The sequence below is a fragment of the Pantoea dispersa genome (assembly GCF_019890955.1).
Classification (GTDB): Bacteria; Pseudomonadota; Gammaproteobacteria; order Enterobacterales; family Enterobacteriaceae; genus Pantoea; species Pantoea dispersa.
In genome coordinates this window covers 1,082,929-1,095,573 of sequence record NZ_CP082346.1, presented here as the reverse complement: position 1 = coordinate 1,095,573, position 12,645 = coordinate 1,082,929, and the positions used below count along the sequence as shown (strand labels likewise).

At 58.6% G+C, this 12,645-nt stretch carries 11 protein-coding genes; 2 read left to right on the top strand and 9 right to left on the bottom strand.

Features of this window, described 5'->3' with window-relative positions:
* Positions 1-24: 24 nt before the first annotated feature.
* The 3 genes from K7H94_RS05010 to K7H94_RS05000 all read right to left on the bottom strand — a co-directional run bounded on the left by K7H94_RS05010 (position 25) and on the right by K7H94_RS05000 (position 2,834).
* Positions 25-1,038, bottom strand: coding sequence for a hypothetical protein (locus tag K7H94_RS05010; RefSeq protein ID WP_058758290.1), 1,014 nt, complete (start codon positions 1,036-1,038; stop codon positions 25-27).
* A gap of 201 nt (positions 1,039-1,239) precedes the next feature.
* Positions 1,240-2,217: a nickel/cobalt transporter gene (locus K7H94_RS05005; RefSeq protein ID WP_141496579.1), complete on the bottom strand. Its 978-nt coding sequence runs from the start codon at positions 2,215-2,217 to the stop codon at positions 1,240-1,242.
* A complete protein-coding gene (locus K7H94_RS05000; RefSeq protein ID WP_132464708.1) occupies positions 2,208-2,834 on the bottom strand; it encodes a DUF1007 family protein in 627 nt (208 codons plus the stop codon). The genes K7H94_RS05005 and K7H94_RS05000 overlap by 10 nt, the downstream gene beginning before the upstream one ends.
* Before the next feature lie 158 nt (positions 2,835-2,992).
* On the opposite strand from K7H94_RS05000, the gene csiE reads away from it, so the two are divergent.
* Entirely contained in the window at positions 2,993-4,261 is a 1,269-nt protein-coding gene (csiE, locus tag K7H94_RS04995; RefSeq protein ID WP_150058773.1) for a stationary phase inducible protein CsiE, read from the top strand.
* Here csiE and K7H94_RS04990 read toward each other — a convergent pair.
* Together K7H94_RS04990 and glyA are read right to left on the bottom strand one after the other, a co-directional pair.
* Positions 4,258-5,394, bottom strand: a complete 1,137-nt coding sequence (locus tag K7H94_RS04990) for a 3-phenylpropionate MFS transporter (protein WP_127834447.1) — start codon at positions 5,392-5,394, stop codon at positions 4,258-4,260. The two genes, csiE and K7H94_RS04990, sit on opposite strands and share 4 nt — an antisense overlap.
* A 124-nt stretch (positions 5,395-5,518) precedes the next feature.
* Entirely contained in the window at positions 5,519-6,772 is a 1,254-nt protein-coding gene (gene glyA, locus K7H94_RS04985; RefSeq protein WP_021506540.1) for a serine hydroxymethyltransferase, read from the bottom strand.
* A gap of 337 nt (positions 6,773-7,109) precedes the next feature.
* On the opposite strand from glyA, the gene hmpA reads away from it, so the two are divergent.
* Positions 7,110-8,294, top strand: a complete 1,185-nt coding sequence (gene hmpA / locus K7H94_RS04980; RefSeq protein ID WP_222951739.1) for an NO-inducible flavohemoprotein — start codon at positions 7,110-7,112, stop codon at positions 8,292-8,294.
* A gap of 51 nt (positions 8,295-8,345) precedes the next feature.
* Here hmpA and glnB read toward each other — a convergent pair whose 3' ends face one another.
* From glnB to K7H94_RS04960, 4 genes are all read right to left on the bottom strand, one after another.
* Positions 8,346-8,684 carry a nitrogen regulatory protein P-II gene (gene glnB, locus K7H94_RS04975; RefSeq protein WP_007886217.1) on the bottom strand — a complete coding sequence of 113 codons (339 nt, stop codon included), beginning with the start codon at positions 8,682-8,684 and terminating at the stop codon, positions 8,346-8,348.
* A gap of 77 nt (positions 8,685-8,761) precedes the next feature.
* Complete coding sequence (gene glrR, locus K7H94_RS04970) at positions 8,762-10,093, bottom strand: two-component system response regulator GlrR (RefSeq protein WP_058758284.1); 1,332 nt, start codon at positions 10,091-10,093, stop codon at positions 8,762-8,764.
* Positions 10,094-10,095: 2 nt separating this feature from the next.
* Positions 10,096-10,767, bottom strand: a complete 672-nt coding sequence (qseG, locus tag K7H94_RS04965; RefSeq protein WP_021506537.1) for a two-component system QseEF-associated lipoprotein QseG — start codon at positions 10,765-10,767, stop codon at positions 10,096-10,098.
* A gap of 3 nt (positions 10,768-10,770) precedes the next feature.
* The gene (locus K7H94_RS04960; RefSeq protein ID WP_215480607.1) at positions 10,771-12,198 is read right to left on the bottom strand and encodes a sensor histidine kinase; all 1,428 of its coding nucleotides are present in this window, start codon (positions 12,196-12,198) and stop codon (positions 10,771-10,773) included.
* Between the last annotated feature and the right edge of the window lie 447 nt (positions 12,199-12,645).

The window sequence follows — 12,645 nt, the reverse complement described above, 5'->3', positions numbered from 1 at the left end:
CCGCCTTTTTTATTACTGACTTTGTTAGCGACGCTCGTGGGTTAACACGGTGCGCGGCTGGGTACGCCGACCGACACCACCGAGGACCGCCGCCAGCACCGCCTCGATCAGCATCATGAAGAAGGCAAACCAGCTGGCTTTCGCCGTTGCCGCCGCGGCTTTCTCTGCGGCTTCACGCGCTTTCTGCTCCGCTTCCTGCTTCAGCTGCTGATATTTCTGCATCGCCTGTTGATAGCTCTGCTCAGTCTGATTAACGATCTGCTCCGCTTCCTGATCGCTTTTTCCGGTCCGCGCTTTAATAATGTTTTTCAGCGCATCGCGGTCTGCCGCCTGCAGCGTATCGGCATGACGACTCAGTACACCACGGATCCAATTGGCAATATCATTGTCGGCATTCTGTGGATTCTGTGCCGTCTGTTTCGCCTGGTTTTGCGCATTATTCGCTTCGCTATTTACATCCTGCTGTAAATTTTCCGGCTGCAGTTCCGGTTTGCCGGTCTGACGCAGCGTGGTTTGCAATTCATTTTGCAAATCATCCAGGTTGATATTATTTTCCTGCAGCTTCTCTTTCGCCATATTGGTCACCGATGGCGCTACCGCAGAAATACCGTTACCCAGGGCATTAAAACCGGAGCCTAAAATATTAAAGGCGCCGCCGATAATACCGCTGGCAAGTGAAATCGCCAGCCACAGCGTAATCAGGGTACTGACACCAAACATCAGCAGACCGTGCAGCGCACCTTCGCGCTGAGCCAGCCGTCCGGCAACGTAGCTACCGACCGCTAGCGCAATCAGCATGCTGGCCCCGGTCCAAATCAGCGCCCCGGTCCCCAGATGTTCCAGCGGATTTTGTTCCTGCTGGGGATCGATGGTCGTGGCGCCGATCGCGGTTCCCAGCAGCCCCAGTAAAATATGAATGATTAATGCCGCAATCACCCCTGCAAATACGGCACTCCAGGAAATGCGTTTCAACGGTAAACCGCCGTGCGTTTCCACCACCGTTTCCGTGCTGCCATTATTAGTCCAGGTTTCAGGCATATTTATTTCCTCACAAACATTGACGATAAAGAGTAACGCATATAAGAGCACACCCTGTCCTTTTTGATATTATCTAGCGTAGACAGAGAAAACTCTTTTCACCAGATCGTCGGGCAAGAGAAATTAAACTCTGCGTCGCGGGCAAAAAAAAACGCAGCATATTCAGGGAATATGCTGCGCTTATTTTTTAAAGCGTATTAATTAAAAAGGACGCAGACCGCCACCGAAGCCGGGCGTAGCACTGTGCCATAAAATAAAGCCGGCCAGCAGCAACAGCAGGCTGCCAGCCAGCATCACGGCCGGCAACAACCATTGCGCAGCCCCTCTGCTGCTGACCCTGCCGAGACGCACCGCCAGCACGCGCGAGCGCTGCACCAGCAAACCCAGCAGCGACACGGTGAGCGCGGTGCCCAGCGCCATGGTCAGCGCCGAGGCCACGCCCCAGCCATATACGCCAATCACTTTGGCAAACAACAGCATCATGATGGCACCGGAACAGGGCCGCAGCCCCATCGACAGCACCACCAGCGCCTGGGTTCTGCCGCTCACCGCACCGGCCAGCTGTTGCGCGCTCGGCAGGTGGGCATGACCGCAGCCGCAGTCAGCATGATGCTGATGATGTGGCCGTACCGCGCGAATCTGGAGCCCGGTCGCCGGACGGAACGCGCGGCGTAACCCCTGCAGCGCGCGCCAGCCCACCCAGACGCCGAGCGCCATCACCAGCAAATAGCTACCTTTCTCCAGCCAGTAACTGGTGAGATGCAGCTGGCGCGACGAGGTTTGCAGCACCACCAGCATCAGCGTCACCAGAGCAATCGCCACCGCGCCCTGCAACAGCGCCGCCAGCAGCGTCAGCTTCATGCTGGTTTTCAGCTGCGCCGGGTGGGTAGCGAGAAAGGTGCTGATCACCACTTTGCCGTGGCCCGGCCCCAGCGCATGCAGCACGCCATAGGCAAGGCTGAACAACATCAGCGTGACACCGGCCTGCTGCGGCTGCTGCGCCACCTGCTGCAGGAGCTGCGTCATCTCACGGTGCAGAACCTTCTGCCACAGTACGCTTTGCAGCAGAATCTGCGGCCAGTGCAGCCACAGCAACGCGCCTGCGGTAATCAGCAGCGCAGCCAGCAGCCACAGCGGCCACCAGCGACGGGAAGCGCCAGGCAGTGAAATTAACGACATGTCAGGGTTACCGTCTGGGCAAACTGCTGGCCGAGATCCATATCTTCGGGCGGTGCGTCAGCTTTATCCAGCGACAGCGCGTACTGTTTTAGCGAGTCATCCGGTTTGGGCGTGTGTAAGTCAAACTGGCAATGGGCTTTCACGGTCTCATCCATGGTGATGGCTTGCGGATTGTCATAATACATATCAACAAAGTAACTGGGATCGAAGGTCTGGATGCGGTATTGCCTGGCGCTTAACGACTGCGGTTCGCCGAACGGCACAATGAACTCCAGCACCGCTTTATTGCCCTTGCGCGACAGCTGATACTCCTGCGGCAGGTTGAGAAATTTCACCCGATTTTTATCCTGCCACACTTCGGTAAAATAGTGCTGGCCCAGCACATTGGCCATTACCTGTGCCGCCAGCTTTTTCCACACCACCTCGCCGGGTTTGGCGTTGCCGGCATCGTACAGCAGATCGGCGGAGGTGATTTCATCCATGGTCCATACCATCTTCATCGCGCTGAGATGATCGTCTTTACCGATCAGTTCGGTCTGCATATCAATAAAGCTGTGTGGATGCGCCCACACGGCGCCGCTGAACAACAGCGTAAAGCTAACGAACGCAATTTTCATATGTTATAAAGTAACAAATTTTAAAGTCAGAAGGATACCGGGCCAGAAAAAACTGTGACCCGCCCTGAAGCTCTGAACAAAAGTCATGACAAAGGCCAGGGTCAGCGCGTGGAGTTGGCTATTCTTAGCTGAAAAATGACCTGCGGATAACACGATTGATGAGTTCAGCGCATTCTACTGCTCCCCTCTTCAGCCGCGCCCAGCGTCGTTGCCATCTGCTGTTGCTGCTGTTTCTGCCTGCTCCCGCGTTAACGCTTGAAAAGCTCTGCCAGTTGAATGGCGTGGACCCTGTTGTCGCCCGACAGGATATCGCGGATGTCGGAGATGAGATACAGCGCTTTCACCAGCTGGAATTACACCAGATGGTGGATGGCAGCTTTCGCATTCATGGCACGGAACTGGACCGGCGCTTGTGCCTGCTGCACTGGCTGCGCCGCGCGCTGCGTCTGTCGCAGGATTTCGTCTGCACGCATTTTGCGCCGGCACTGCGCCAGCGGCTGAAGGTGCTGAAAATCGAGAAAGCGCTGTGGGATGAAACCAATCTGCAGGCGCTGATCCAGCACTGCAGCCTGCGGCTGGCGCGCGATTTCACGCCGCGCGACCGGCTGTTTCTGCAAATCTTCATGAAATATGCGCTGTGTCAGCGTCAGACGGCGCTGTTCAGTGAGCGCCAGCGCGCCTGGCTGGCGGCAAAGATTGAACGTAGCGCAGCAGATGACGTGATCCATCACTGGCAAAAACGTTGCCATCTGGCACCGGACGTCAGCGAAACCGATTTCTGGACGCTGCTGTTCAGCCTGATTCACGCGCCAGACGGCAACCAGCTGGCGGGCAGTCAGGCACACAAGCTGATGGCTGCGGTGGAAGCGCTGATCGCCCGCTTTGAGCAACTGGCGCAGACGCGCATCAAAAATCAGCAGCAGCTTAAGCTGCAGCTCTATACTCATCTGGCGCAGGCGCTGGATCGTAGCCACTTTGCCATCGGCATTGATAACAGCGTGGCGCTGGACGTGGCGCGTCTCTATCCGCGCCTGCTGCGCACCACGGCGCGCGCGCTGCAGCACTTCAGCAGCGATTTCGGCACGCAGTTTAGCGCAGAAGAAGTGAGCCTGGTGGCGGTGCAGTTTGGTGGCTGGCTGATGCAGGAGAGCGCGCTACAGGAGAAACAGGTGCTGTTACTGACCGGCGCTGACGCGGCGCTGGAACAGCTGCTGGAGCAGCAGCTGCGGGAAATGATGCTGTTGCCGATCAATATTACCTATCAGGATATGCTGCACTTTCAGCGTGAAGGCGCACCGCGCGATGTGGCGCTGGTGGTGACGCCCTACGCCACCGCCCTGCCGCTCTATTCGCCGCCGCTGATCCACGCTGAGCTGCCGCTGAGCGATCACCAGCAGCAGCGCATTCGTCAGCTGCTGGAGTCTTAAGCCGCGCGTGGCCGCAGGAACAGCGCCGGCAGCGCCACCAGCGCCATGACCCAGAACAGCTGGCCGTGCAGGTGGGTAAACAGCACGCCGCACACCATCGTCATCACCGCGATGCCGCCGCCCATTGCCAGCGCCGAATAGAGCGACTGCAGACGAATCACCTCTGCGCCTTTGCGCGCGGCAATAAAGCGCATCGCCGCCAGATGGCAGACGGTAAAGCTGCCGCAGTGCAGAATCTGCGCCACAATCAACAGCGGTAGCGCTGTGCTGGCACCCAGCAGCGTCCAGCGCACCAGCGCGCACACGCCGGACAGCAGTAGCAGATCGCGCGCGCTCCAGCGGCGAAACAGCCGGTTACTCAGGGCAAAAATCACGATTTCGGCCACCACGCCCAGCGACCACAGGTAGCCCACGACCGACGCGGAATACCCCGCTTCCTGCCACCAGATGGCGCTGAAGCTGTAATACGCGGCGTGCGCGCCCTGCATCAGCGTTACGCACAGCATGAAACGCCAGACACTGTTCTCGCGCAGCAGGTCACGCCACGCCGCCCAGCCACCGCTCGCGCCCTGGCGTAGCTCACCCTGCGGTCGGGTTTGTGGCGGCAGCAGCATGCCGGACAGCATCGCCAGCGCACCGACGCTCAACAGCAGCAGAATCACCTGCGATGACCAGGCGCTGACCAGCATACCGGTAAGCGCCGAACTGATAACAAACGCCAGCGAGCCCCACAGCCGTACCGGACCATAGGCCAGCCCGATTTGCTGCGTCCAGGTGGCCGCCAGCGCATCACTCAGCGGCACCAGCGGCGAGAAGAACAGGTTAAAACCAATCATCACCAGCAGCAGCCATAGCCACTGACCGCCCAGCCAGAAACCGAGCGCGAACAGACAGGTCGCCAGCGCCAGCAGGCGCAGCGCAACAATCAGCTGCGCTGGATTTTTCACCTGCGAAGCAATCAACAGGCTGCCGGCAAAGCGCGCCACCATGCCACAGCCGAGCAGCAGGCCAATTTTTTCCGCATCCAGCCCGTTGCCCTTCAGCCACACGCTCCAGAACGGCAGATAGATGCCATAGCAGAAAAAGTAGGTGAAGTAGCTCAGTCCCAGCCACCTGGCCGATCCGATGGTCATGTTTCCTCCTGTTGACGCTCCGCCGTGCGCGGAATGGCCGTTACTTTCTCAAAGCCGCCTGCGAAAGGGAATAAAAAAAGGATGGCTTGCGCCATCCTTCTTCACACTGCGGGTTTAGCGCTTATCAGGCATAAACCGGCAGACGGGCACAGATATCCAGCACTTTCTGTTTGGTGCGCTCGATAGTGGCTTCGTCGTTGATGTTGTCGAGAACGTCAGCGATCCAGCCCGCCAGTTCGCGCACTTCCGCTTCTTTGAAGCCGCGACGGGTTACTGCTGGCGTACCGATACGCACACCGGAGGTCACAAATGGGCTCTTCGGATCGTTAGGTACGCTGTTTTTGTTCACGGTGATGTTAGCGCGGCCCAGAGCGGCATCCGCCTCTTTACCGGTCAGACCTTTGCTCACCAGATCGATCAGGAACAGGTGGTTGTAAGTACCGCCTGAGACGATGTTGTAACCGCGCTCCAGCAGCACTTCCACCATCGCTTTGGCGTTCTTCGCGACCTGCTGCTGATAAGCCTTGAACTCAGGCTCCATGGCTTCTTTGAACGCGACGGCTTTACCGGCGATAACGTGCATCAGCGGGCCGCCCTGACCACCCGGGAACACCGCGGAGTTCAGTTTCTTGTACAGCTCTTCGTCGCCGTTTTTCGCCAGGATCAGGCCACCGCGCGGGCCGGCCAGCGTTTTGTGCGTGGTCGAGGTCACGATGTGCGCGTGCGGTACCGGGTTCGGATACACATCAGCAGCGATCAGACCGGCAACGTGGGCCATATCAACAAACAGCCAGGCGCCGATGCTGTCGGCGATTTCACGCATTTTTGCCCAGTCGCACACACCAGAGTAAGCAGAGAAGCCGCCCACGATCATTTTTGGCTTGTGGGTCTGCGCCAGTTCGGCCAGCTCTTCGTAATTGATTTTGCCGGTTTCATCGATGCCGTAAGGGATAACGTTGTACAGCTTACCGGACAGGTTGACCGGCGAACCGTGGGTCAGGTGACCACCGTGTGCCAGGTTCATGCCCAGAATGGTGTCGCCCGGCTGCAGCAGCGCGGTGTACACCGCGAAGTTAGCCTGGGAGCCGGAGTGCGGCTGCACGTTAGCGTAATCCGCGCCGAACAGCGCTTTGGCGCGATCGATCGCCAGCTGCTCAACGATATCCACATATTCACATCCGCCGTAGTAGCGTTTGCCCGGATAGCCTTCGGCATATTTGTTGGTGAGCTGTGAACCTTGCGCCTGCATAACGCGTGGGCTGGTGTAGTTTTCCGAAGCAATCAGTTCAATGTGCTCTTCCTGACGCACCTTCTCCTGCTCCATAGCCTGCCACAACTCGGCATCATAATCGGCAATGTTCATATCACGCTTTAACATCCGCATCTCCTGACTCAGCAACTTTTTAACGGCAGTTTAAGCCCCGGCTAAGGGGCGAAGGCCAACAGTGTAAACGGTTTTGCCAGGGGACGGTAGCGCCAATCCCCTCTTTTTACGCAAACGATTGGCAAGGCTCTGGCACGGGATTTTTACGCTTTTTAGCCGGGGAAGAAAACCGGATATTTGTTCATCAGCAGCGGGAAAATTTTTCAGCTTTGCGCGCCCGCCAGCAGATTGTCACTCGTCACCCCAGACAAAACGGGGGATTTACAGTGCGCGGCAACAGGCATAACATGCATTTAAAATACATGTTTAAAATTACTCTGAGGATCAGCCCATGCTTGACGCGCAAACCATCGCCACCGTGAAATCTACCCTGCCCGCGATTGCTCAACTCGGCCCGCAGCTGACCGGTCACTTTTATCAGCGGATGCTGACGCAGCATCCCGAGCTGAAGAACGTGTTTAATATGAACAACCAGCGCAGCGGCAATCAGCGTGAAGCGCTGTTTAACGCGATCTGCGCGTACGGCAGCAACCTGGAAAATCTTGCGGTGCTGCTGCCGGCGGTGGAGAAAATTGCGCAGAAGCATGCCAGCCTGAATATTCAGCCGGCGCAGTACGAGATTGTCGGGGAAAACCTGCTGGCGACGATTAAAGAGCTGCTCAATCCAGGCGATGAAGTACTGGCGGCGTGGGGCAAAGCCTATGGCGTGCTGGCTGAGGTGTTTATCCAGCGTGAAGCAGCGATTTACCGTGCGTCGGAAGAAAAGGTCGGCGGCTGGCGCGGCGCGCGCGATTTTCGTATCCGTGCGATTACCGCGCAGAGCTCGGTGATCAAAAGCATTGAGCTGGTGCCGAATGATGGAGAGCCGGTGGCGGACTTCCTGCCCGGCCAGTATCTGACCCTCAGTCTGCGCCCGGCGGACAGCGACTACAGTCAGCACCGCCAGTATTCGCTGACGCATCTGCCGGATGGCAAAGCCTATCGCATTGCAGTGAAGCACGAAGCGCAGGGCAGCGTCTCCGGCTGGCTGCATCAGCATGCGAAGGTTGGCGATATCGTGCAGTGCGCCGCGCCGGCCGGGGATTTCTTCCTGCAGGCAGCAGCGCAGACGCCGGTGACGCTGATCTCAGCCGGCGTCGGGCAAACGCCGCTGTTAGCCATGCTGGCCAGCCTGGCGGAGCAGCAGCATCCGGCCGCGGTATGCTGGCTGCACGCTGCCGAAAACGGCGCGCAGCACGCGTTTGCTGATGAGGTCGCGGCGCTGGGTGCGCAACTGCCGCGCTTTAGCCGCCACGTCTGGTATCGCCAGCCGCAAGCTGATGACGCGGGACGTTACGACGCGCAGGGTCTGATGGATTTAGCCACCGTCTCAACCGCACTGACCCAGCCCGAGGGTGAGTTTTGGATTTGCGGCCCGCTGGCATTCATGCAGTTTGTTGCGCGCCAGCTGACCGACGCCGGCATCAGCGCCGAGCGCATTCACTACGAGGTGTTCGGTCCGCACAAAGTGCTGTAAATGAAAAAGCCTGCACGCGGCAGGCTTTGTGTCTGGTGAGGAGCGAAGGGCTCAGATGGCCTCTTCGTCTTCCTCGCCGGTACGAATACGCACGACGCGCGCCACGTCAAAGACAAAGATTTTGCCGTCGCCGATTTTACCGGTCTGCGCGGTTTTCATGATGGTTTCTACGCAGGTATCGACGATATCATCGCCCACCACCATCTCGATTTTCACTTTTGGCAGAAAATCGACCATGTATTCGGCACCGCGATACAGCTCGGTGTGGCCTTTCTGACGTCCGAAGCCTTTCACTTCGCTGACCGTCATCCCGGTGATGCCCACTTCCGCTAAGGCTTCACGCACATCATCGAGTTTGAATGGTTTGATAATTGCATCGATCTTTTTCATCACAGATCCTTTTTTCGCTCCCTCCATGATGGACGGGTAACTATGAGTATAAGTGTTCCTGACGCTGCCGCAGCAAGCTACTCTTTAAATTCGCTGGCGTCCAGTTCGTGGCGCGACAGCAGCTTATAAAACTCGGTACGGTTGCGTCCAGCCAGACGCGCCGCATGCGTAACATTACCCTTGGTCATCTGCAGCAGTTTGCGCAGATAGTTAAGCTCAAACTGGTTGCGTGCTTCGACAAAGGTCGGTAGCGCCGTGTTCTCGCCAGCCAGCGCCTGCTCTACCAGCGCGTCACCAATCACCGGCGACGTAGTAAGCGCCACGCACTGCTCAATCACGTTAACCAGCTGGCGCACATTTCCCGGCCAGCTGGCGCTCACCAGCCGTTTCATCGCATCGACTGAGAAGCTGCGCACAAACGGTTTGTGGCGATCGGCCGACTGGCGCAGCAGATGGTTGGCCAGCAGCGGGATGTCTTCGGCGCGTTCATGCAGCGCCGGGATCCTGAGATTTACCACGTTGAGACGATAATAGAGATCTTCGCGGAAGCTTTTCTTCTCCATCGCCTTCGGCAGATCGCGGTGCGTGGCAGAGATGATGCGCACGTTGATGTCGAGATCGCGGTTGCTGCCCAGCGGGCGCACTTTGCGCTCCTGCAGCACGCGGAGAAGCTTCACCTGCAGCGCCTGCGGCATGTCGCCAATCTCATCGAGAAACAGCGTGCCGCCTTCCGCCGCCTGAAACAGCCCTTCGCGCGCACTTACGGCACCGGTGAAGGCGCCTTTAGCGTGGCCAAACAGCTCAGACTCCAGCAGCTGTTCCGGCAGCGCGCCGCAGTTGATGGCAATGAAAGGTTTGCCGGCGCGCGGACTGGCAGCATGAATCGCCTGCGCCAGCACCTCTTTGCCGGTGCCGCTCTGACCGTTAATCAATATACTGACGTCAGACTGCGCCACCATGTGCGCCTGCTCCAGCAGCCGCAGCATCAGCGGATTACGCGTGACGATCGCTTCGCGCCAGCCGTCGTCGCTGACCGGCGCGCGCTGCGCCAGTGCTTCGTCAATCGCTTTGTATAGCGCATCGCGGTCTACCGGTTTGGTCAGAAAGCTGAACACGCCCTGCTGCGTGGCGGCTACCGCGTCCGGAATCGAGCCGTGCGCGGTCAGGATGATGACCGGCAGTCCGGTATGACGCTTCTGGATTTCAGCAAACAGCGCCAGGCCATCCATTTCATCCATGCGCAGATCGCTGATCACCAAATCGACTTTCTCTTTCTGCAGATGACGCAGGGCTTCCGGCCCGCTGGCCGCGGTCGCTACCTGATAGCCTTCACTGCTGAGACGCATACCGAGCAGCTTGAGTAAGCCCGGATCGTCATCCACCAGCAGTAAGCGTGCGGCCTGTTTCATGGTTACTGCTCCTCGCTTTGGGCATCGCTGGCACCGTGTGTGCTGTCGCCGCTGTCCGGCGCTTTGCGCGATGACAGCTGACGCTCGATGTCAGTCAGACGCTGCAATTTACGCTGGGTATCGTCCAGCGTTTGCCGCAGTTGCGTTTGCTGCTGACGCAGGCGATCCAGTTCGGCGTCATTGCTTTGCTGCAGCGCGGCGTAGCGGCCGCGCGCCTCGCTCAGCTCCAGCTGCGCGGCTTGGTTACTGCGCCACAGCTGCAGCAGCGGACGCACCGCCGCCGGATAATCGGCGCTGTAGCTGTCGAGCGTATCAACGTACTGACGGCGCTCCACCGGCGTCACGTTGCCGTTCGCCAGCAGGATGCCCTGCTTAAAGGCGCGCGCCCAGTTCTGTACCGGCCAGCGCCGCGCTTCCGCCCGCGCTTCGGCAGCAGACAACCGCTCACCGCAGTCGATAGCGCGCTGCCAGTAAAGTGGATTGCTCATGGCCGCCGGTGCTTCAATCTGCCAGACATTCTGGCAATCGGTGGCCAGATAATCCGCCAGGCGCACGTCCGGCTCCGGCAGGTTCACCGCACCGCGCGGCGTACTGCTCTGGGGTGGCGCCTGACAGGCGCTCAGGCCGATGGCGATCAGTGCGCCGACGAGAAATCGGCTGGATGTGAGTTTCATTAATCAGGCATTCCCGGCGCTGGTAGTCAAAATGATACGAAAACAGACGTCCGCGTCCGTGCGCGTGACCAACTGCAAATCACCCTGCATCCTGCGCAGGCAATCTTTGGCGATGCTTAATCCCAGCCCGCTGCCTTTCACCGGCCCTTTGCGCTGCTGGCTCCCCTGATAAAAGGGCTCAAAGATCATCGCCTGCTCTTCAGCCGGAATCGGCGTGCCGGTGTTGGCCACCTCAATCCACACCTGGTTGCCCTTCTGCTGGCTCTGCAGCCAGATGTTACCGGATTCGCTACCGTAGTTCACGGCGTTCGAGTAGAGGTTATCAATCACCCGCTGCAACAGCGTCGGTTCCGCCAGACAATAGCGGGCCTGCAGATCGATATGCGTATGCATCTGGCGCGCGCTGGCGGGCAGTGAGTGCACCCTGACGACGCTATCAATGATAGCGTCAATCGCCACCGGTTCCAGCCGCAGCGGGCTGTCCGCCAGCCGGCGATTGTAGTCGAGCAGCTGTTCAATCAGCCGCTGCAGATGACGGCTGCTGGTGTCGAGAATGGCGACAACTTCCTGCTGCTCTGCATTGAGCGGGCCGGCAACCTGATCGGCCAGCAGTTCGGTGCCTTCGCGCAGGCTGGCCAGCGGCGTTTTGAGTTCGTGCGACAGGTGGCGCAGAAACTCATGCCGCTGTGCTTCCAGCCAGCTAAGACGTTCGCTGAGCCAGACTATGCGCTGTCCCAGCGAGCGAATTTCGCGTGGCCCGCGAAAACTGACGCTATTGCCCAGCGTTTTGCCCTCGCCCAGCCGGTTAATCATGCGTTCGACGCGCTTAACCGGGCCGATAATCATGCCGGTGAACAGCAGTACCAGCACCAGACTGATTAAAAACAGTATCAGCGCCTGCCAGCCAAAAAACTGGCCGCGATCGGCAATTTCGCGCTGTAGCTGCAGGCCGCGTGAAAACACCACTTCACGCGTGGCCTGCACCATGCGGGTGTTGGCGGCGGAGAATGCCTCCAGCGCGCTCGCCGCCGGTGCCAGCAGATTGCCGTTATCACACTGCAGCTTTTCCAGCTGCGGCAGCGCGCTCTGCAATATTTTGAACGTTGGCAAATCGGGCAGGCTGGCGGCATGGCTGCTGAGCATCTGGCCGTAGCGGCTCCACTGCGTTTGATACAGGCGTGCCAGACTGGCATCGCCCAGCACACAATACTGGCGATAGCTACGCTCCAGCTCCAGCGCCGTACGCGCCATCGCCTCGCTGCGACGCACGTCGGTGAAGGTGTTGCGGTTAGTGTCCGCCGCCTGATTACTCAATGCTGAAAGGCTTTCCCACGCCTGCCATGCCAGCACCAGCAGCGGCAGCAGCACCAGCAGAAAGGCCATTAAAACCAGTTGCCGCAGGGATCGGGGAAACAGACGCCATCTCTTCACAACCGCGCTTCCTTTAAGGTGAGTTGCAGGCATGCTAGCGAAGTCCGGCAAGGTTAGAAAGGCTGAAAACGAAAACGGCAGGCCTTTTGGCCTGCCGTGAGAGCGACGCCGCAGCATCGCCTGCAAAATAGGTGGAGCCTAACTCAACGTTGCGTCCGGTGCTTGATAACGTTGCAAAGCAAGCGATTATCGGTTGGGTGGACGGCAGGCTCCGTTTGGTGCGTCATTCGATATTTTATGAGCTCAACCGCAGTGCGGGGCAATCATAGACAGGAGAATGAGCAACGTAATGAGTATAGCAACTATCGTGCCAGAAAATAAATAGCCTTGTTAATCAGCATACTGCCAGCTCAGAGAGGGAATTAACGACGCTTTCGGACCGGCTGGTCTGGAAAAAGTGTCGCCGATTAGCAACGGCTTTAACGCGCTAACTTTGCGCCTATAAAA

Excerpts from the sequence above, each read along its gene's own strand:
- K7H94_RS05010 (WP_058758290.1), bottom strand. The coding sequence starts at position 1,038 with ATGCCTGAAACCTGGACTAATAATGGCAGCACGGAAACGGTGGTGGAA.
- K7H94_RS05005 (WP_141496579.1), bottom strand. The coding sequence starts at position 2,217 with ATGTCGTTAATTTCACTGCCTGGCGCTTCCCGTCGCTGGTGGCCGCTG.
- K7H94_RS05000 (WP_132464708.1), bottom strand. The coding sequence starts at position 2,834 with ATGAAAATTGCGTTCGTTAGCTTTACGCTGTTGTTCAGCGGCGCCGTG.
- csiE (WP_150058773.1), top strand. The coding sequence starts at position 2,993 with ATGAGTTCAGCGCATTCTACTGCTCCCCTCTTCAGCCGCGCCCAGCGT.
- K7H94_RS04990 (WP_127834447.1), bottom strand. The coding sequence starts at position 5,394 with ATGACCATCGGATCGGCCAGGTGGCTGGGACTGAGCTACTTCACCTAC.
- glyA (WP_021506540.1), bottom strand. The coding sequence starts at position 6,772 with ATGTTAAAGCGTGATATGAACATTGCCGATTATGATGCCGAGTTGTGG.
- hmpA (WP_222951739.1), top strand. The coding sequence starts at position 7,110 with ATGCTTGACGCGCAAACCATCGCCACCGTGAAATCTACCCTGCCCGCG.
- glnB (WP_007886217.1), bottom strand. The coding sequence starts at position 8,684 with ATGAAAAAGATCGATGCAATTATCAAACCATTCAAACTCGATGATGTG.
- glrR (WP_058758284.1), bottom strand. The coding sequence starts at position 10,093 with ATGAAACAGGCCGCACGCTTACTGCTGGTGGATGACGATCCGGGCTTA.
- qseG (WP_021506537.1), bottom strand. The coding sequence starts at position 10,767 with ATGAAACTCACATCCAGCCGATTTCTCGTCGGCGCACTGATCGCCATC.